This is a genomic window from Nonomuraea sp. NPDC002799, from assembly GCF_053592075.1.
In genome coordinates, this window is the sequence record NZ_JBSFVA010000005.1 from 186,984 (window position 1) to 205,460 (window position 18,477).

Annotated in this window: 19 protein-coding genes; 8 read left to right on the forward strand and 11 right to left on the reverse strand. The window is 73.4% G+C overall.

Annotation, left to right across the window (positions count from 1 at the left end; all coding sequences use genetic code 11):
- Positions 1–13 precede the first annotated feature (13 nt).
- Positions 14–709 (forward strand): 3-oxoacyl-ACP reductase FabG, encoded by a 696-nt coding sequence (fabG, locus tag ACWD0F_RS12315; protein ID WP_449874593.1) that lies wholly within the window; start codon positions 14–16, stop codon positions 707–709.
- A 1-nt stretch (position 710) separates the two neighbouring features.
- The gene (fabI, locus tag ACWD0F_RS12320) at positions 711–1,475 is read left to right on the forward strand and encodes an enoyl-ACP reductase FabI (protein ID WP_449874595.1); all 765 of its coding nucleotides are present in this window, start codon (positions 711–713) and stop codon (positions 1,473–1,475) included.
- Positions 1,476–1,603: 128 nt separating this feature from the next.
- On the opposite strand, the gene ACWD0F_RS12325 is transcribed toward fabI, so the two are convergent.
- Together ACWD0F_RS12325 and ACWD0F_RS12330 are read right to left on the reverse strand one after the other, a co-directional pair.
- On the reverse strand, positions 1,604–2,428 hold the full coding sequence (locus tag ACWD0F_RS12325) for a hypothetical protein (RefSeq protein WP_449874597.1): 825 nt from the start codon (positions 2,426–2,428) through the stop codon (positions 1,604–1,606).
- 193 nt (positions 2,429–2,621) lie between these two features.
- The gene (locus ACWD0F_RS12330) at positions 2,622–3,569 is read right to left on the reverse strand and encodes an aldo/keto reductase (protein ID WP_449874599.1); all 948 of its coding nucleotides are present in this window, start codon (positions 3,567–3,569) and stop codon (positions 2,622–2,624) included.
- 64 nt (positions 3,570–3,633) lie between these two features.
- Here ACWD0F_RS12330 and ACWD0F_RS12335 point away from each other — a divergent pair, with 64 nt between their 5' ends.
- The 6 genes from ACWD0F_RS12335 (at position 3,634) to ACWD0F_RS12360 (ending at position 8,834) form a co-directional block, all read left to right on the forward strand.
- The gene (locus tag ACWD0F_RS12335; protein WP_449874601.1) at positions 3,634–4,320 is read left to right on the forward strand and encodes a histidine phosphatase family protein; all 687 of its coding nucleotides are present in this window, start codon (positions 3,634–3,636) and stop codon (positions 4,318–4,320) included.
- 9 nt (positions 4,321–4,329) lie between these two features.
- Entirely contained in the window at positions 4,330–4,878 is a 549-nt protein-coding gene (locus ACWD0F_RS12340; RefSeq protein WP_449874603.1) for a DUF3090 domain-containing protein, read from the forward strand.
- Positions 4,875–5,639: an SCO1664 family protein gene (locus ACWD0F_RS12345; RefSeq protein ID WP_449874605.1), complete on the forward strand. Its 765-nt coding sequence runs from the start codon at positions 4,875–4,877 to the stop codon at positions 5,637–5,639. Before ACWD0F_RS12340 ends, ACWD0F_RS12345 begins: the two co-directional genes overlap by 4 nt.
- Before the next feature lie 165 nt (positions 5,640–5,804).
- Positions 5,805–6,455 carry an NRDE family protein gene (locus tag ACWD0F_RS12350; protein WP_449874608.1) on the forward strand — a complete coding sequence of 217 codons (651 nt, stop codon included), beginning with the start codon at positions 5,805–5,807 and terminating at the stop codon, positions 6,453–6,455.
- 10 nt (positions 6,456–6,465) lie between these two features.
- Positions 6,466–7,689 (forward strand): cysteine--1-D-myo-inosityl 2-amino-2-deoxy-alpha-D-glucopyranoside ligase, encoded by a 1,224-nt coding sequence (gene mshC, locus ACWD0F_RS12355; protein ID WP_449874610.1) that lies wholly within the window; start codon positions 6,466–6,468, stop codon positions 7,687–7,689.
- A 176-nt stretch (positions 7,690–7,865) separates the two neighbouring features.
- Positions 7,866–8,834 carry an NAD-dependent epimerase/dehydratase family protein gene (locus tag ACWD0F_RS12360; RefSeq protein ID WP_449874612.1) on the forward strand — a complete coding sequence of 323 codons (969 nt, stop codon included), beginning with the start codon at positions 7,866–7,868 and terminating at the stop codon, positions 8,832–8,834.
- A gap of 38 nt (positions 8,835–8,872) precedes the next feature.
- Here the strand turns inward: ACWD0F_RS12360 and ACWD0F_RS12365 are convergent, their stop codons facing one another.
- The 9 genes from ACWD0F_RS12365 to ACWD0F_RS12405 are packed head-to-tail and all read right to left on the reverse strand — an operon-like array spanning position 8,873 to position 18,437.
- Complete coding sequence (locus ACWD0F_RS12365; protein WP_449874614.1) at positions 8,873–9,823, reverse strand: UDP-glucuronic acid decarboxylase family protein; 951 nt, start codon at positions 9,821–9,823, stop codon at positions 8,873–8,875.
- Positions 9,820–10,692 carry a glycosyltransferase family 9 protein gene (locus ACWD0F_RS12370; protein WP_449874616.1) on the reverse strand — a complete coding sequence of 291 codons (873 nt, stop codon included), beginning with the start codon at positions 10,690–10,692 and terminating at the stop codon, positions 9,820–9,822. Before ACWD0F_RS12370 ends, ACWD0F_RS12365 begins: the two co-directional genes overlap by 4 nt.
- Complete coding sequence (locus ACWD0F_RS12375; RefSeq protein ID WP_449874618.1) at positions 10,683–11,357, reverse strand: SDR family oxidoreductase; 675 nt, start codon at positions 11,355–11,357, stop codon at positions 10,683–10,685. Before ACWD0F_RS12375 ends, ACWD0F_RS12370 begins: the two co-directional genes overlap by 10 nt.
- Positions 11,354–12,730, reverse strand: coding sequence for a PfkB family carbohydrate kinase (locus ACWD0F_RS12380; RefSeq protein ID WP_449874620.1), 1,377 nt, complete (start codon positions 12,728–12,730; stop codon positions 11,354–11,356). Before ACWD0F_RS12380 ends, ACWD0F_RS12375 begins: the two co-directional genes overlap by 4 nt.
- A complete protein-coding gene (locus tag ACWD0F_RS12385) occupies positions 12,727–13,275 on the reverse strand; it encodes a D-sedoheptulose-7-phosphate isomerase (protein WP_449874622.1) in 549 nt (182 codons plus the stop codon). Before ACWD0F_RS12385 ends, ACWD0F_RS12380 begins: the two co-directional genes overlap by 4 nt.
- A gap of 5 nt (positions 13,276–13,280) precedes the next feature.
- Entirely contained in the window at positions 13,281–14,471 is a 1,191-nt protein-coding gene (locus ACWD0F_RS12390) for a glycosyltransferase (protein ID WP_449874624.1), read from the reverse strand.
- A complete protein-coding gene (locus ACWD0F_RS12395; protein WP_449874626.1) occupies positions 14,468–15,646 on the reverse strand; it encodes a glycosyltransferase family 9 protein in 1,179 nt (392 codons plus the stop codon). Before ACWD0F_RS12395 ends, ACWD0F_RS12390 begins: the two co-directional genes overlap by 4 nt.
- Positions 15,643–16,809: a glycosyltransferase family 2 protein gene (locus ACWD0F_RS12400; RefSeq protein WP_449874628.1), complete on the reverse strand. Its 1,167-nt coding sequence runs from the start codon at positions 16,807–16,809 to the stop codon at positions 15,643–15,645. The genes ACWD0F_RS12395 and ACWD0F_RS12400 overlap by 4 nt, the downstream gene beginning before the upstream one ends.
- Positions 16,806–18,437 carry a carbamoyltransferase family protein gene (locus tag ACWD0F_RS12405; protein ID WP_449874630.1) on the reverse strand — a complete coding sequence of 544 codons (1,632 nt, stop codon included), beginning with the start codon at positions 18,435–18,437 and terminating at the stop codon, positions 16,806–16,808. The genes ACWD0F_RS12400 and ACWD0F_RS12405 overlap by 4 nt, the downstream gene beginning before the upstream one ends.
- Positions 18,438–18,477: the final 40 nt, after the last annotated feature.

The following is an 18,477-nucleotide window of genomic DNA, read 5'->3' on the forward strand; positions in this document are numbered from 1 at the left end:
ACCGTCGTATGCCATGGGACGCTCTGTACTCGTCACCGGGGGCAATCGCGGCATAGGCCTGGCGATTGCCCGCGAACTCGCCGCGGCAGGCGACGCCGTCGCGGTCACTTACCGATCGGGGGAGCCACCCGAGGGGCTGTTCGGCGTCCGCTGCGACGTCACCAGCATGGCCGAGGTGGAGGCCGCCTTCGACAAGGTCGAGGCCGAGCACGGCCCGGTCGAGGTCCTGGTCTCCAACGCGGGCATGACCAAGGACACGCTGCTGGCGATGATGAAGGAGGAGACCTTCACCGACGTCATCGACACCAACCTCACCGGCGCCTTCCGCGTGGCCAAGCGGGCCATCAGGCCGATGATGCGGCTCAAGCGCGGCCGGGTCATCCTCATCTCCTCCGTCATCGGCCTGTCCGGCCAGGCGGGACAGACCAACTACGCCGCCTCCAAGGCGGGCCTGGTCGGGTTCGCCCGCTCTATGGCCCGCGAGTACGGCTCGCGTAACATCACCGTCAACGTGGTCTCGCCCGGCTTCGTCGCCACCGCGATGACGGCCGATCTCGACCACGAGGCGATCATCGCCAACATCCCGCTCGGCAGGCAGGCGGCTCCCGAGGAGATCGCGCGCGTCGTGCGGTTCCTGGCCAGCGACGACGCCTCTTACATCACCGGCGCCGTGATCCCGGTCGACGGCGGACTCGGAATGGGGCACTGACGTGGGAATTCTCGAAGGCAAGCGCATCCTTGTGACCGGCGTGCTCACCGACGCCTCGATCGCGTTCTCGGTGGCCAAGCTGGCCCAGGAGGAGGGCGCCACGGTGGTGCTCACCGGGTTCGGCCGGCTGAGCCTGGTGGAGCGCATCGCCAAGCGCCTGCCCGAGCTGCCGCCGGTGCTGGAGCTCGACGTCCAGAACACCGAGCACCTCGACACGCTGGCGGACCGGGTCGGCGAGCACGTGGACTCCCTCGACGGCGTGGTCCACTCGATCGGCTTCGCGCCGCAGACCGCGCTCGGCGGCAACTTCCTCAACACCCCGTGGGAGGACGTCGCCACCGCGCTGCAGGTGTCCACCTACTCCTTCAAGTCCCTCGCCGTGGCCTGCCTGCCGCTGATGAAGGCCGGCGGCTCGGTCGTGGGCCTCGACTTCGACGCCAGCAAGGCGTGGCCGGTCTACGACTGGATGGGCGTGGCCAAGGCCGGTCTGGAGTCGTGCAGCCGCTACCTCGCCCGTGACCTGGGCAAGCAGAACATCAGGGTCAACCTGGTGGCGGCGGGCCCGCTGCGCACGATGGCGGCCAAGTCGATCCCGGGGTTCGCCGAGTTCGAGGAGAGCTGGCCGGCCAAGGCCCCGCTGGGCTGGGACCTGACGGACACGCTGCCGGCGGCCAAGGCCTGCGTGGCGCTCATGTCCGACTGGTTCCCCGCCACGACGGGCGAGATCGTCCATGTGGACGGCGGCGTCCACGCCATCGGCTCTTGACCCCCGCCTGCCGCCCTGACCGTTGACGCGGGACGCCCCTGAGGCGTGACGCCCGGCCCGAGCCCTTCCGGCTCGGGCCGTTCCTTTCCGCACCGGGCCGCTGTCCGGTTCGCGGGACAGCCCCGGTGTCAGGCGAGCCGGTGCCGGCCGTTGCCGGCGCGGGCGGGCTCGAACGGGATCGACTCCGGGGGCTCGGCACGGTGGCGGCGCTGCTGCACGATGCGGGTGGCCAGCACCGCCGACCCGAGCAGCACGATCGTCAGCGCCGTCCCCAGCACGTCAGAGGCGGGCGGGCTGGGCCGCACCACCCGCCGATCCTGCATCGGCGCCGTCAGCTCGTGCGCGAACGGATTGGGCCACAGCAGATCGACGCGCGGCTCCTCGGCGTTCACGGTCTCCTTCTTCCCGACCGGCCGCTGGGTGTCGAGCTGCTGCGGGTGGCTCTGCGGCGGCACGGGGGCGGCCGTGGCCATGGCGGTGGCCTTCGCGCTGCTCCGGCCCTCCCGCGGCTGCTTCGTGCGGCCGGGCGACGGCGTGGGCCGCGGCGACAGCGTGCCGAGCACCCCCTGGTCCGTGCATGTCGCCTCCGGCGGGCACACCTCGTCCAGCGTCTTGGGCACCAGCCCCGTGCTGTCCGGCGTGGGCGAGGTGCCCTTGGCGGACCCGGCCGGCGTCGGCTTGCCGGTCGGCACCACCTCGCCGACCTTTCCCAGCACCTCGTCGGTCGTCTTCTCCACGCCGTCCGTCACCGGGTCGGTCACGCCTCCCGTCAGGGTGGACACCGTCCCCGTGACCACACTGACGACGTCGCACAGGGTGTTGGTCACCCCGGAGAGCAGACCTCCCCCACCGGTGCAGTCCTGGACGGTGGCCGCGGCGGCGGGCGCCGAGATCGGGGCGGTCACCAGCGCCACGGCGAGAACTCCAACCGAGATCGCGGTCCTGCTCCCCATCCGTCCCCTCCTGCGTCGCTTCCGGGGGAAATCTTGGTGGACATCGCTCACCGGACGCAGGTGTTTTCCGGGTAAAGTTGCGATTCGGTATCGACTAGTGATACGCGAGTGGGTCTCTTGTTCCGGCCTGGGCGGACGGCACGGCTCATCCGGGCACCGGCCCGCCGGCGCCGCGTCCCGCGGCCGCTCCGGATCAGTCGAGTGACGACACGTCATCGAGGGCCTCTCGGATCTCTCTGGGCAGCACCACGTCCTCGGCCGGCAAGGCCCCCGTGAGCTGCGCGTGCGTACGGGCTCCGACGATGGCGGAGGCCACCCCCGGCTGGTCGCGCACCCACGACAGGGCGACGGCCAGCGGCGAGACGCCGAGCCCGTCGGCCGCGGTCATGACCGACTCGACGACGCTGCGGCTGCGTTCGTCCAGGTAGGGGCGGACGAAGTCGGCGAAGTGGGGTGTCGCGGCCCGCGAGTCGGCCGGGATCCCGGTGCGGTATTTGCCGGTCAGCACCCCGCGCCCCAGCGGCGACCAGGCCAGCACGCCCACACCGAGCTGCGCCGCGGCGGGCAGCACCTCGCGCTCGGGCTCGCGGGCCAGCAGGGAGTATTCGACCTGCGCCGAGGTGATCGGGATGCGGCCCGGGACCATCTTCTGGGTGACGGCGGCGGCGGCGAGCTGCCAGCCCGCGTAGTCGCACACGCCCGCGTAGACGGCGCGCCCCGAGGAGACGATCGCGTCCACCGCCGCCAGCGTCTCCTCCAGCGGCACCTCCCCGTCGTAGGTGTGCAACTGCCACAGATCCACGTAGTCGAGCCCGAGCCGGTTGAGGGAGTCGTCGACCGCGGCGATCAGGTGGCGGCGGGAGGCGTCGCGCGGCCGGCGCCCGGCCGGCGTCACCACGGCCTTGGTGGAGATCACCAGCTCCGAGCGCGGCACCGAGTCGCGCAGCATCCGCCCCAGCAGCCGCTCGGCGTCGCCGCCGGTGTAGACGTCGGCCGTGTCGACGAGATTGCCGCCGGCGTCGAGGAACGTGCGGAGCTGGGCGGCCGCCTCGTCCGCGTCGGTGTCACGCCCCCAGGTCATTGTGCCGAGCCCCAGACGGGAGACCGACAGGCCACTGCGGCCGACATAGCGCTGCTCCATGATCCCGCCAGGTTACCGTCCGGGCGGATGAAACGTCGTGATCGACGCCTGCGACACTTGCCGGGTGACCACGCTGCTTCTGGCCCGGCACGGGCTGACCGACCTGACCGGCCCCGTGCTGGCCGGCCGTACTCCCGGAGTGCATCTGAGCGAGGCGGGCCGGGCGCAGGCCGCCGCGCTCGGCAGGCGCGTCGCGGGCGTCCGGCTCGACGCGATCGTCTCCAGCCCGCTCGAACGGTGCCAGGAAACGGCCCAGGCCGTCGCCGAAGGACGGGATCTGGAGGTGCGGACCGAGGAGCGCCTCATCGAGTGCGGCTACGGCACCTGGACCGGCCGGCCGCTCAAGGAGCTGGCGAAGGAGCCGTTGTGGCAGGTCGTGCAGGCGCACCCCAGCGCGGCGACATTTCCGGAAGGCGAATCGCTGGCCGAAATGCAACATCGCGCGGTCGCGGCGATCAGGGGGTGGAATCAACGCCTGGGGGAGAAGGGAGTCTACCTGGCCTGCAGTCACGGCGACGTGATCAAGGCCATCGTGGCCGATGCCCTGGGCCTCCATCTCGATCACTTTCAACGGATTGCGGCTGATCCGGCGGCTCTCACCGTCATTCGCTATACCCCCGTGCGACCCTTTGTTCTCAGGCTTAACGATATGGGGGAATTGAGGCTTCCCGAGGATTCGGAGGAGAAAGACGGGGGAGAAAACATCACCGGGAGCGATGCCGCCGTCGGCGGTGGACCCGGAACCACGTAAGGTCAGGCTATGCCGGTCTTCGACTACGACCCACCAGAGAGATTCGTCGCCGGCGCCCTGGGGCAGCCGGGCGCGCGGGCCTTTTTTCTGCAGGCCAGGGCCGAGGGCAGACTGACCACGGTGGCACTGGAGAAGTTGCAGGTCGCCGCACTCGCGGGCAGGCTCGACGAGCTGCTCGACGAGGTGCTGCGGCTGAGCGGGGGCGCCGCCCAGGTGCCCGCACTTCCTCCCGCCGACCTGGCCGACGACGCCCCGCTCGACGCGCCGCTCGCGGAGGACTTCCGCGTGGGCACCATGGCGCTGGCCTGGGACGCGGAAAAGGCGCAGGTGGTGATCGAGGCGCAGGAGGTCGTCGACGAGGACGACCTGGAGGGCCCCGACCCCGCCGTGCTGCGCGTGCGCATCAGCGCCGGCGCCGCTCGCGCCTTCACCCAGCGGGCTCTTCAGATCGTCTCGGCGGGCCGCCCGCCGTGTCCCCTGTGCGCGCAGCCCCTCGACGCCGCCGGGCACGTCTGCGTACGCCTCAACGGCTATCGCGGGGGTGAGGCGGCTTCATGACCGCTCCGGAGAGCGAACCGGCCATCAAGCCGTCCCAACCGCCGGCCACCCGTGACGAGGAAGCGCTCACGCTGCTGCGCGACGGGCGCCTTGAGGTGGCCGGCAGGCTCGTCGAGGCCACCAACATGACGCTCTACTGCTCGGTCAAGCTGGGCTCGCGCACGGCCGCCTGCGTCTACAAGCCGGTGCGGGGGGAGCGGCCCCTGTGGGACTTCCCCGACGGCACGCTGGCGGCGCGGGAGGTGGCCGCGTTCGAGGTCTCGCAGGCGACCGGCTGGCGCATCGTGCCGCCCACGGTCTACCGCGACGGCCCGTTCGGGCCCGGCATGTGCCAGCTCTGGATCGACACCGAGCGCGAGGTCGATCTCATGCGGCTGGTCAAGAGCCGCAATCCGGTCGTACGCCGGATGGCGGTGTTCGACGCGGTGGTCAACAACGCCGACCGCAAGGGCGGGCACCTGCTGCCGCTGCCGACCGGCCACGTCTACGGGGTCGACCACGGGGTCTGCTTCTCCGCCGAGGACAAACTGCGCACGGTGTTGTGGCAGTGGCGCGGTAAGCCGCTGGCCCGCGAGGCGGTGGCGGTGCTGGCCAAGCTGGAGCGCGACATCGAGTCGGGCTCGCTGGGACGCCGGCTGCGCGAGCTGCTGACGCTGGCGGAGGTGGAGGCCACCTGGCACCGGGTCAGGCGGTTGCTGGACACCGGCGTGCACCCGTACCCGTCGGAGGGCTGGCCCGCCATCCCCTGGCCCCCGATCTGACCGCCCCCGATCTGACCGCCCCCGATCTGACCGGCCCCGATCTAACCGGTCTCGATTCAACCGGCCCCTGATCTGACCGGCCCCCCGATCTCCGGACGCGGGGGCCTCTTCTTATGACAGGCCCCCGCGTTCAGAGGTCGGCGCTCGTTTATTACCCTTTGCCCCATGTGCACGCTGATCGTGAGAACCGGGCGGACGCTGACCCTCATGGGCGTGAGAGACGAGTTCGCCGACCGCCCCTGGGAGGCACCGGGAGAGCACTGGCCGGACTATCCGGGCGTGATCGGCGGGCGCGACCTCAAGGCCGGCGGCACCTGGCTGGCCGTCAACCCGGCGGCCCGCCGCGCCGCGGCCCTGCTCAACGGGCGCGGTCACGCCGCCAGGGAGACGACGAAGATCTCCCGGGGCGACCTGGCGCTGCGGGCGGCGTACACGGGGGAGCCGCCGGGCGACGACCTCACCCGCTATGACCCGTTCCACCTGGTCGTCGCGGACCTGTCCGCGGTCAGGTTGTACGGCTGGGACGGCGCGCGCCGCACCACCGCGGAGTTGCCCGGCGGTGTCAGCATGGTCGTCAACACGGGCCTGGACCCGGCGAGCGATCGGGTCGTCACCCACCTGCCGAGGTTCGCGGGCACCGACGCGTGGCGCGAGCTCGTCGCGGTGCGGCCCTCCGCCGAACCGGACGCGCTCATCGTCCGGCACGAGCTGCCCGACGGCCGCGTCTTCGCCTCTTTGTCGGTGATGGAGGTCACGCTCACGCCCGGTGGTGTGACGTACGAGTTCACCGACCTGACCGCCGATCGGGACGGATAGGCTTAAAGACATGAGATCGTGGTCTGCCCCGAACGTCCCCAAGCTCCCAGGTGAGAGCATTCCGCTGCGTCTCTACGACACGTCGGCCAAGCAGGTGCGGCAGAGCGATCCGGGGCCCACCGCCAGGATGTACGTCTGCGGCATCACCCCCTACGACGCCACCCACCTCGGCCACGCCAACACCTACCACGCCTTCGATCTCGTCGGCCGGATATGGCGCGACGCGGGGCACGACGTCCACTACACCCAGAACGCGACGGACGTGGACGACCCGTTGCTGGAGCGGGCCGCCCAGACCGGCATCGACTGGCAGGCCCTGGCCGACCGGGAGATCGAGCTCTACCGCGGTGACATGGAGGCGCTGCGGATCCTGCCGCCCCGCGAGTACGTCGGCGTGACCGAGGTCGTCGGCCAGGTGGCAGACCTGATCGTCAAGCTCGCGGCCAAGGGCGTCACCTACGTCCTCGACGGCGACGTCTACTTCAACGCCGCCGACGCGCCCAAGTTCGGCCAGGTCTCCGGCTACGACGAGGGCGAGATGCTGGCGCTGTTCGCCGAGCGCGGCGGCGACCCCGACCGGCCGGGCAAGCGCCACCCGCTCGACTGGCTGCTGTGGCGGGCCGAGCGGCCCGGCGAGCCGGCCTGGGAGTCGCGGCTGGGCCGGGGGCGCCCCGGCTGGCACATCGAGTGCACCGCGATCGCCCTCGACCACCTCGGCGCCGGTTACGACGTGGCGGGCGGCGGCTCCGACCTGATCTTCCCGCATCACGAGTGCGGGGCCTCCGAGGGTCACGCCGCCACGGGGGAGTGGCCGTTCGCCAAGTTCTACGCGCACGCGGGCATGGTCGGGCTCGACGGCGAGAAGATGTCGAAGTCCAAGGGCAACCTGGTGTTCGTGTCGAAGCTGCGCCGTCAGCACGATCCGATGGCGGTCCGGCTCGTGCTGCTGGCCCACCACTACCGCGCCGACTGGGAATACGTCCCCGGGCTGATCGCCGAGGGCGAGCGCCGGCTGGCGCTGTGGCGCCGGGCCGCCGCGCTCTCCTCGGGGCCGGACGCCGACGGGCTGCTGGCCACCGTGCGCGAGCGCCTGGCCGACGACCTCGACACCCCGGCCGCGCTGGCCGCGATCGACGCCTGGGCCGAGCAGGCGCTCGCCCACCCCGGCTCCGACCTGGCGGCCCCCGCGCTGGTCAGGGACCTGGCCGACGCCCTGCTCGGCGTCGCGCTCTAGCCGCTCAGCGCCACCCTGCCGAAGCCCCGCACCTCGCCCACCGCGAGTTGCGGGGCTTCGTCATGTCCGGCCCCGTCCGCCGGGGCGGGACCGACTCGATTGGACAACCACCAAGAGTAGAGTTTAGTCTGATTATCAGTATAGCTGATGATTTATCTAACTGATGGATGGCGATCATGATTCTGATCACGGGCGGCCTCGGCTTCATCGGCGCGTCGACCACCCGGGCCCTGCTCGATCTGGGAGAGTCCTGCGTGCTCGTGCAGCGCCGTCCCGCCGACGTCCCGGCCGCCTTCGCGGAGGAGGCGGGTAGGCGGCTCTTCGTCGAGCGGGCCGACATCACCGACGTGGAGTCGCTCCTGGAGATCGGCACCCGCCACAAGATCACCAGCATCGTGCACCTCGCCGGTTCCGTGCCGTGGCCGCCCGGCGCGTACGAGCCGCTCGACGGCGCCCGCAAGGCGGTCACCAGCCTGCTCAACGTCTTCCAGGCCGCCCGCGAGTGGCAGGTCTCGCGCGTCGGCCTGGCCAGCACGATCGGCGTGTACAACGGCGCTGCCGGGGCGGGCGCGCACCGCGAGGACGTGCCGCTGCCGATAGCCGCCACCCACCCGATCCAGACGTTCAAGAAGATCGGCGAGCTGATGTCCGACCACCTCGGCGGCGTCCTGGACATTCCGGTGGCCGGCTACCGCATCGCCGCCGTCTGGGGCCCGCGCGGCCACACGCCGTCACCGTTCTTCGCCGCTCCGCAGCTCGTCCACGCCGCCGCCCGCGGCACCGACCCCGACCTGTCCACGCTGCGCGCCGGCGCCTACACGGGCAACGGCATCGACATGATCTACGTCAAGGACTGCGGCCGGGCCATCGCCCTGCTGCAACTGGCCGACCGGCTGCGCCACCGTACCTACAACGTGGCCTCCGGCCGGCTGACGACCCACGGCGAGGTGATCGCCGCGATCAAGAAGGTCGTTCCCGGCGCCCGCGTGGACCTGCCCGAGGGCCGCGACCCCAAGGGCCCCGCGCAGGACACCTGGCTCGACATCACGCGCCTGCGCGAGGACACCGGTTACGAGCCGGCCTACGACGCCGAGCGCGCGGTCGCCGAGTACGTCGGCTGGCTGCGCGACGGGAACGAGCGCTAGGACGTCCGCAGGGTGCCGAGCCGGCCGGCTCGGCACCCTCACACGAGCTCGGGCACGACGGCCAGCTCCGCGGCGAACCACTCGATCGTCCGGGCGAGCCCCTCGGCCGCGGGCACCCGCGCCCGCCAGCCGAGCCGCTCGGCCGCCAGCGTCGTGTCGGGCCGCCGGACCCTGGGATCGTCGGCGGGACGGTCGATGAACTGGATCTCCGACGACGACCCGGTCAGCTCCTTGATCATCGTGGCCAGCTCCAGCATGGTCAGCTCGTCCGGGTTGCCGATGTTCACGGGCCCGGCGAAGTCGCTGCCGGCCATGGCCAGGATGCCGGAGACGGTGTCGTCGACGTAGCAGATCGAGCGCGTCTGCGAGCCGTCGCCGGTGATCGTGATCGGATCGCCGGTCAGCGCCTGCCGGATGAACGTCGGGATCGCCCGGCCGTCGTAGGGACGCATGCGCGGGCCGTAGGTGTTGAAGATCCGCACGATGCCGGTGTCGGTGCCCCGCGAATGGCGGTACGCGGTGGTCAGCGACTCGGCGAAGCGCTTGGCCTCGTCGTAGACGCTGCGCGGGCCGACCGGGTTCACGTTTCCCCAGTAGGTCTCGCGCTGCGGATGCTCAAGCGGGTCGCCGTACACCTCGCTGGTCGAGGCCAGCACGAACCGGGCGCCCTTCTCCCTGGCCAGGCCCAGCGCGTGCAACGTGCCGACGCTGCCGACCCGCAGGGTCTCGATCGGATAGCGCAGATAGTCGGCCGGCGAGGCGGCCGAGGCGAAGTGCAGCACGAGGTCCAGCCGGCCCGGCACGTGCACGTACCCGGTGAGGTCGCACTCGATGATCCGGAACTCGGGCCGGTCGATCAGGTGCTCCACGTTGCGCGGCCCGCCGGTCAGGAAGTTGTCCATGCAGACCACCTCCGAACCCTCCTCCAGCAGCCGCTCGCACAGATAGGAGCCGAGGAACCCGGCGCCCCCGGTGATCAGAGCCCTCATGATGTGACCTCCAAGGCAGCGTCGACGACTTCGGACACTTCGATGCGCAGCAGGCCCGGGTCGGGCCGCGCGCCGTGCGGGTCCCCGCTGCGCCCGGCCCACAACGCCACATGACGCCAGCCGGGCGGCGGCCCCCACAACGCGGGCGAGACCGGCCCGAACAGCACCACCGACGGCACGCAGAACGCCGTCGCCAGGTGCGCGACGCCGGTGTCGCCGCAGACCACCAGCCTGGACCTGCTGATCAGGTCGATCAGGTCGGCCAGGCCGGTCTGCCCGGCCAGCATGCGCTCGGGCGGCAGCCCGGCCAGCTCCGCGACCTTCCTGGCCAGCGGCACCTCGGCCGCGCTCCCGGTGACGACCACGTCGTCCAGCGCGGCCGCCACCTCGGCGAACCGCTCCGGCGGCCAGCGCCGCGCGGGATAGGCGGCGCCCGGATGCACGATCGCGGGCCCCGTCCGGTCGGAGACGCCGAGCGTCAGATCGGCCGGATCGGCCTGGATGCCGTGCCACTCCAGCAGGCCGCACCAGCGGCGCACCTCGTGCACGTCCCGCGGCCAGGGCGGCCCGGTGCCGAAGCTGATCAGCCGGCCCGGATCGGTACGCCGCAGCGCGTCGACGCTCTGCGGCCCCTTCCCGTGCAGATTGACCGCGATGTCCGGCCGCTCGAACGGCACCGGCCCCGGCCCCGACACGTCGATCTGGTCGTCCACCGCGCCGGTCAGCGGCAGCAGCGCCGCCAGCGGTCGCGGCGCCGCCAGCGTGATCCGGTGCCGCGGAAAGGCCTGGCGCAGGGCGCGCAGGGCGGGCACGGCCGTGAGCAGGTCGCCCAGGCCGAGCCCGCGCAGCGCCAGCAGCTCTAGGGCCATGACGTTTCCGTCGAGGGGCACACGACGAGCTCTCTCACCTCGCATCCGGCCGGCTGCCGCAGCGCGAAGATCACGGTCTGCGCGACGTGCGCCGGATCGTTCAGCCCGGCCTCCGGTCCTGGCTTGTACTGCTCGGGACGGCCGTCGAAGAAGCCCGTCCGCATGCCGCCGGGAACGAGCAGCGTCACCCCGACCTCGCCGCGCAGCTCCACCGCCAGCGCCCTGCTGAGCCCCACGACGCCGAACTTCGACGCCGAGTACGCCGACGCGTCGCTCAGCGGCCGCAACCCGAGCGTCGAGGCGCAGGTGACGATCGTGCCGCGGGTGTGCTTCAGGTACGGCAGCGCCGCCCGCACGACCGCGGCCGTGCCCAGCAGGTTCACCTGGATGACCCGCTCCCAGTCGTCGGCCGGGACGTCCTCCAGCCGCCCGCAGGCGTCGATGCCGGCGGCCGTCACCACGCCGTCCAGGCCACCGGCCCGCTCGGCCAGCTCGCGCACCGCCCGCTCGGCCTGCCCCCGGTCCGCCAGGTCGGCCGTGACGTGCTCGAAACGCTGGTCGGGCTCGCGCACGTCGACGACCAGCGCCCGCCAGCCCTCCTTCTCCACGGCCTCGGCGGTGGCCAGGCCGAGCCCGGAGGCTCCGCCCGTGATCAAAATGTTCATTGGATCTCCCTGATCAGATGGGTGGTCGAACGTCCCGGCAGGGTGCTCAGCACGACCGTTTCCGCGCCGATGCCGCTCAGGACCCCGGATTCGGGCAACATCTCCCCCTCGTAGTCGCCGCCCTTGACCCAGACGTCGGGACGCAGGCGCTCGATGGAGCTCGCGGGGGTGTCCTCGTCGAACACCAGGACCGCGTCCACGCAGCTCAGTGCCCGCAACACCTCGACCCGGTCGCGCACGTCCACGATGGGCCGCGACGGGCCCTTCAGCCGGCGTACCGAGTCGTCGGAGTTGACGCAGACCACGAGCGCGTCGCCCAGCGCCCTGGCCCGCCGCAGCAGGCTCACGTGCCCGGCGTGCAGCAGGTCGAAGCAGCCGCCGGTGGCGATCAGCCGGCCGCCCACCGCGCGGGTGAGCTCGGCCACCTCCAGCGCCGTGCGCGGCCGGTCGCCCAGCCGCTGCTCCTGAACCTTGATCGAGGCGGCCCCGCCGCGCTCGACGAAGCGCGAGGCCTCGCCGACGCCGATCGTGACCGCGTCCTCGGTGTCCGCGCCGTCCCGCAGCGCGAGCGCCGCGGCGGCGGCGAGCCGGTCGCCCGCGCCGCAGGCGTCCTGGCCGCCGGTCCGCACCGGCGGCGGCACCCGGGTGAGCGGGCCGCCCTGGACGGCCAGCGCGGCTCCGCGCTCGCCCGTCGTGACCGCCACCGCCTTGGCCCGCAACTCCCGCACCAGGCGGCGGGCCGCCTGATCGGGGCCGTGGTACCCCGCAGGGCACAGCAGCCTGGCCTCCGCCTCGCTCGGCGTCAGCAGCGCGCAGCCGGGGATCGGCCGCTCGCCCCGGGGATGCGGGTCCCACACCACCGGTACGGCGGCCTCGCGCAGCAGCTCGCGGGCCATCTTGGCCACGCCTCTGCCGTAGTCGGAGACCAGCACCGCGCCGGCCTGACCGATCGCCCGCGCCGCCGCCTCGCTCGGGGCGTACCTGGCCGTGCCGTCGCCGGTGTCCAGCCGGACCAGGGTCTGGCCCCTGGACCTGATCCTGGTCTTGCGGACGGTGCCGCCGCGCAGCGGCAGGCGTACCAGGTCGAGCTCCTCCGACAGGAGCCCGCACAAGCGGTGGCCGTCGGGATCGTCGCCGACCGCCGTGATCAGCACCACGTCGGCGCCGTCGCGGGCGGCCAGCAGCGCCGCCAGCCCGGCTCCGCCGGGACGGGCCTGCTCCCAGGCCACGTCGATCACCGGCACGGGCGCGTCGGGGCAGAGCCGTTCGGCCTCCCCTTCGACGTCCACGTCGAGCAAGGTGTCGCCGATGACGACCAGCGGGCCCCCGGGCCGCCCGGCTCCGCCCGAGGCGCGGCCGGCGCGGTCGGTCACAGCGCCCCCTCGACCGCGTCGCACAACAAGTGGAGCATCGTGAGATGCACCTCCTGCACGGTGGCCGCCTCCGCCGCCGGCACCGCGATGGCGTCGTCGCACAACTCCGCCAGCGGATTCGGCGCCGGGCCCGTCATGGCCCAGGCCAGCAGCCCGGCCTCCCGCGCCGCCGCGGCGGCGGCCAGCACGTTCGGGCTGCCGCCGCTCGTCGACAGGCACAGCAGCACGTCGCCGGGGCGGCCGTGCGCCCGCACCTGGCGGGCGTAGACCTCGTCGGCGCCGTAGTCGTTGCCGATCGCGGTCAGGGACGACACGTCGCCGTGCAGCGGGATCGCCGCGTAGGGCCGGCGGTCGTCCCTGAAGCGGCCGACCAGCTCCGCCGTCAGATGCTGGGCCTCGGCGGCGGAGCCACCGTTGCCGCAGGCCAGCAGCCTGCCACCGGCGGCCAGCACGCAGGCCAGCCGCCCGCCCCAGGCGCGGACGGTGACCGCGTGGTCGTCGACCTTCTCCAAGGTGTTCCAGAGCTTTTCGAGATGAGCATCCATGCTGATCAGCCCCCCAGAGCGGCCAGACGGCACACCTTGCCGTCGATGACCTGCGTGTACACGGCCTCGGTACGCTCGGCCACGCGTGGCCAGCCGTACCGCTCCCGGGCCCGGAGCGCGCCCGCGGCGCCGAGCGCCGCCCGCCTCTCCGGGCTGCCGAGCACATCCTTCAGCGCCCTCGCCAGCGCGCGCGGCCGGCGCGGCGGCACCAGCAGGCCGGCGCCGGCCACCGTGTCCAGGTGCCCGCCGACCGCCGAGGCCACCACCGGCACGCCGCACGCCATGGCCTCCACCGGCACCATGCCGAACGGCTCGTACCACGGCACCGTCACCACGACGTCGGCCGAGCGCATCAGCGCGGGCACCTGGTGGCGCGGCACGCCGCCGATCACGTGCACCCGGTGGTCGAGCCCGTACGCCCCGGCCAGCTCGCGCAGCCGGGCGCTCTCCTCGGCGTCGTCCGCGCTGCCGCCCGCGATCACCAGCTCGGCGCCGGGGAGCTGGCGCAGCGCCCTGATCACGGTGTCGACGCCCTTGCGCGGCACCATCCGGCCGATGCTGAGGATCGTCTGACCCGCCCGGCGCGGCCCGGAAGGGCCCTCGGGGCAGAACGCCGCCAGGTCCACGCCGCACGGCACGACCGCGATGCGCTGCTCGGGAATCCCCATCGCGCACAGCTCGCTCACCTCGTCGCTGCAGGTGGCCAGCACGGCGTCGGCCCGCTTGCCGACCTCCCGCTCGGTGTCGATCCGGTGCGCGGGGCTGGTGTCCGCCTCGCCCTGCCAGCGCCGCTTGACCGTGCCGAGCGCGTGGAAGGTCTGCACCACCGGCACCCCTTCGGCCGCCTGCAGCGCCGCCTGCCCGCTCATCCAGAAGTGCGCGTGCACGATGTCCGGCGGGCGCACGGCCCAGCGGTCGGCCAGCCGTTCGGTGAACTCCGGCATGTACGGTGGCAGCTCGTCCTTGGGGACCCGGGCCGCGGGGCCCGCCCGGACGTACTCGATCGTGACGCCCGGCGCCATGGCCACGGAGTCGGGCTGGGACTCGCAAGAGCGCCGGGTGTGGACGACGACCGTGTGGCCGCGTCCGGCCAGCGCGACGGCGAGCGCGGCGACGTACACGTTCTGGCCGCCTGAGTCGACGCCGCCGACCGCCGCCAGCGGATCCGCGTGCTCGGAGATGAGATCGACCTTCACTGAGTCAGCTCCCTCACTGCCTTGACCACCTGCTCACTTGTCACTTGGGACAGGCACGGGTGTCCGGGCACCGGACAGGTGCGCGCCCTGCTCCCCTGGCAGGGCGCCTCCTGGTCGCCCAGCAGCACCGCGGGCACGCCGTACGGGGCCCACCGCGCCGCCGGGACGACGGGGGCGAACAGGCTCACGACCGGTGTCCCGACCGCCGCCGCCAGGTGCCCGGGGCCGGTGTTGCCGGCCACGAGGACGCTGGCGCCCTCGATGACGGCGGCCAGTTCGGCGAACGTGGTCTCGCCGCCGAGGTCGGCCGCGACGTCGCCGGCCACATAGGCGGTGAGGTCTCGCTCGGTGCCGGTCACGACGACCTGGTGCCCGTCTTCGGCCAGCTCCCGCACGGCCTGCCGATGCCGCTCGGCAGGCCAGGTGCGGGCGGGGGCTGACGTCCCGGGGTGCACCACGACATACGCGCCTTTGCCGGCTCCAGCGCCAGCTTTAAGGAAATGCCCGCAAATCGCGCCGATATCCGGCAGTGGCCGCTGAACAGCGAGTGTGCCGTCATCGCCGGCCGGCAGCTCGAACCCGGCCGCCCGCGCCACGGCCAGCATCCGCTCGGCCTCCGGCACGTCGACGCTCTCGTCCACGACGTGGCGGACGTCGAGCAGGGAGCCCGGGTAGTCGTTGCTGATCGCGCTGATCCGGCCGACCCCGGCCAGCCTGAGCAGGAGCGCCAGGGGGAGCGCGGACTGGTGGAAGGACGTCAGGATGATCGCCTCGTCGACGCCCCGGACCCTGCTCACCAGGCCGGCGGCCTGGCTCGTGGAGAAGGGCGGCGGGGTGTGGTCGATCCACGGGGCCCGCCACTCGGCCACCCGGTCCACGCCGGGCAGCAGCGCGGCGGCGGCGGCGCCGTTCGGGCCCGCCAGGAAGACGACCTCCGCGGCCAGTGTGCGCACGGCGCGGACGGCGGGCCCGGCCAGCAGCACGTCGCCGGCGTCGTCCAGGCGCGCCACCAGCACCCGGCCGCGGCCTCCGGCGTCCTTCCCGGCGGTCCGGCCTGCGTCCTTCCCGGCGGTCTGGCCGGCCCCTTTCCCGGCGGTCCGGCCGGCGGAGACGCGGCCCGCCGGTCTGCGCGGGCCCTCGCCGCACTCCACCGCTTTCCGCAGGCGACCACTCATCGCCGCACCCTCCATTCCCCCCGCAGCCGGTGCACGCAGGCGACCGGCGGGATCACCACGCTGGTGACGACCATCCGCAACACCTCGGCCGGGGTCCGCGGCCCCGGCACGATGCGCCGCCACGCGAACTCGGCGGTCATCGCCGCCCACACGGCCCCGGCGAGCACCGCCAGCACGGGCAGCGCCGGCCCGCCGGCCGCCCCGCCGGGCCGTGCGCGAACCCGCGCGCCCACGGCGCGGGCACCTCGCGCGCGGGAGCCCGTTGTTCGAGTGCCGGTCGCGCGGCAGCCCAGCGCGCGGCAGCCCAGCGCGCGGGTGCCGAGTGCGCGGGTGCCGAGTGCGGCGGCCGTCAGCGCGACCCCCGCCAGTCCCGTGCCCGTCGTCGCCGCGTGCGCCCGCAACCGCCCCCGCGCGCCCCCGATGGCCGCCCGCCACCCCGCCCCGTACAGCCGCCGCATCAGCGCGTCGTCCGCGTTGCCGCGCTGGAAGCGCACGCTCGCCCAGAACCCGTCCGCGCGCACCGGATGCGTCGTCACCCGCTCGCCCCTGACGAGCCGGTGCCCCGCCCGCGTCACCCGCAGCGCCAGGTCCGCATCCTCCCGGTACGCGCGCGGAAACCGCTCGTCGAACCCGCCGATCGACTCCAGCACCCCGCGCCGGTAGGCCATGTCGGCCGTCACCCACGACGCGTCCGCGAGCCCCGCCGTGTGCCGCTCACCGTCGGTGGGCCGCCGCCCCGGGGGCAGCGGCACCTCGATGCGCCCCTGGCTGCCGGCCACGTCGGCGGGCAGGTCCGCCAGGTCCTTCCAGAGCGCTTCGGCCCACCCCCGCGACGGGATCACGTCGTCGTCGAGGAACACCACCCAGGGCGTGTCCGCCGCCCGCCAGCCGGCGTTGCGCGCCGCCGCGGGCCCCCGGCCCCCGGACGGGACGATCCGCACGTGCCCGGGCACGTCGTCGGAGAAGACAGGCAGCCGCACATCGTGCTCCTTCGTGCGAGCGCCGCCGCCCACGAAGGGCATACCCGTTCCTGAGCCGTCCGCCCTGGTGGGAGCACCGACTTTCCGATCGTCGACCACGATCACCGGCACGCCCGCGCCGACGGCCGCCAGCGTGCCGGCGAGCGTGCGCCGTCCGATGGTGGGGATCACCACGGTGATCACGAGGCGAACACCTCCCCGCGCCGCACCAGGTACGGCCCCAGCGCCAGCACGTCCACCGGCGAGGACCCGAAACACTCCAGCGCGTCGCGCGGATCGTCGACCATGGGCCGCCCCGCCGTGTTGAGGCTGGTGTTGACCACCACGGGCAGTCCCGTCCGCGCCTCGAACTCGCTCAGCACCCGCGCCATCAGCGGCTCGGTCAGCGGCGACACGGTCTGGACCCGCGCCGTCCCGTCCACGTGCACCACCGCGGGAATCCGCGCCACCCAGCCGGGCCGCACGTCGTGGACGAACAGCATGTACGGCGAGGGCAGCGGGCCGCGCCCGAAGATGTCCCCGGCCCGCGACTCCAGCACCATCGGCGCGATCGGCCGGAACTGCTCGCGCCCCTTGACGTCGTTGAGCCGCTCGGTGTTGCGCGCGTGCCCCGGATGCGCCAGCAGCGAGCGCCGCCCGAGCGCGCGCGGCCCGAACTCCGAGCGTCCCTGGAACCACGCCACGATCCGGTCGGCGGCCAGCTCGGCCGCCACGGCGGCGGCCAGGTCGGCGGGCCGGGTGTGCGGCACGCGGGCCACCTCCAGCCAGGCCGCCAGCTCCTCGTCGGTGAACCCGCGCCCGAGCGCGGCCCCCGGCATGGGCGCGGCCGGCTCGCCATGGGCCTGCGCGAGGTGCAGCGCCCCGCCGAGCGCCGTGCCCGAGTCACCCGCGGCCGGCTGCACCCACACCTCGTCGAACGGCCCCTCGGCCAGCAGCCTGGTGTTGGCCACGCAGTTCAGCGCCACCCCGCCGGCCAGCGCCAGCCGCCGCTCCCCGGTCCGCTCGTGCAACCAGGCCGCCAGCTCCAGGAGCACCTCCTCCAGCCGCGCCTGCACGCTGGCGGCCAGGTCGGCGTGGTCGGAGGTCCAGGGTTCGTCCCTCTTCAGGCGCTTGGCGTAGCCGTTCCAGTCGACCGGCTGGACGTGGAAACCGCCGTCCCCGGTCGGGTAGATCACCTCGCGCAGCGCCTCCAGGTGCCGCGGCCGGCCGTAGGAGGCCAGCGCCATCACCTTGTACTCGTCGCAGGAGCGCAGGAAGCCGAGGTGCTCGGTGACGTCCTCGTACAGGAGGCCGAGCGAGTGCGGCAGCTCCTGCTCCGCCAGCACCTCCAGCTCGCCGTCGCGGTAGCGGCCCGCCAGGTGGGAGACGTTCTCGCCGCGGCCGTCGCACACCAGCACCGCGCAGTCGCGCCACGGCGAGGCCAGCCCCGCCGAGGCCGCGTGCGCCACGTGGTGCGGCACGTAGCGGACCTGCCCGGGATCCAGCCCCGGCAACGCCGTGGCCAGGAACGCGGGGGCGCGCACCGCGTACCGGGTGCGCAGGTCCTCCCAGTCGCCCTCCGGCCGCCGCACGACCAGCGACGGGTCGTAGGAGTAGGCCACGGCGTCGAGGTCCTCGGGGGAGAGGCCCGCCTCGCGCAGGCACCACGCGGCGGCCTGCTCGGGCAGCTCCCACGCGGAGAAGGCCAGCGGGCGCTTGCCGTGCTTGCGGCGGCTGAAGCGCTCCTCCTCCGCCGCGGCGACGACCTTGCCATCGACCACGAGCGCGGCGGCCGGGTCGTGGAAGATCGCGTTGATGCCCAGAAACTTCATCGGTTCCTCCCCCAGCAGATGTCGGGAACCGCTACCGAGA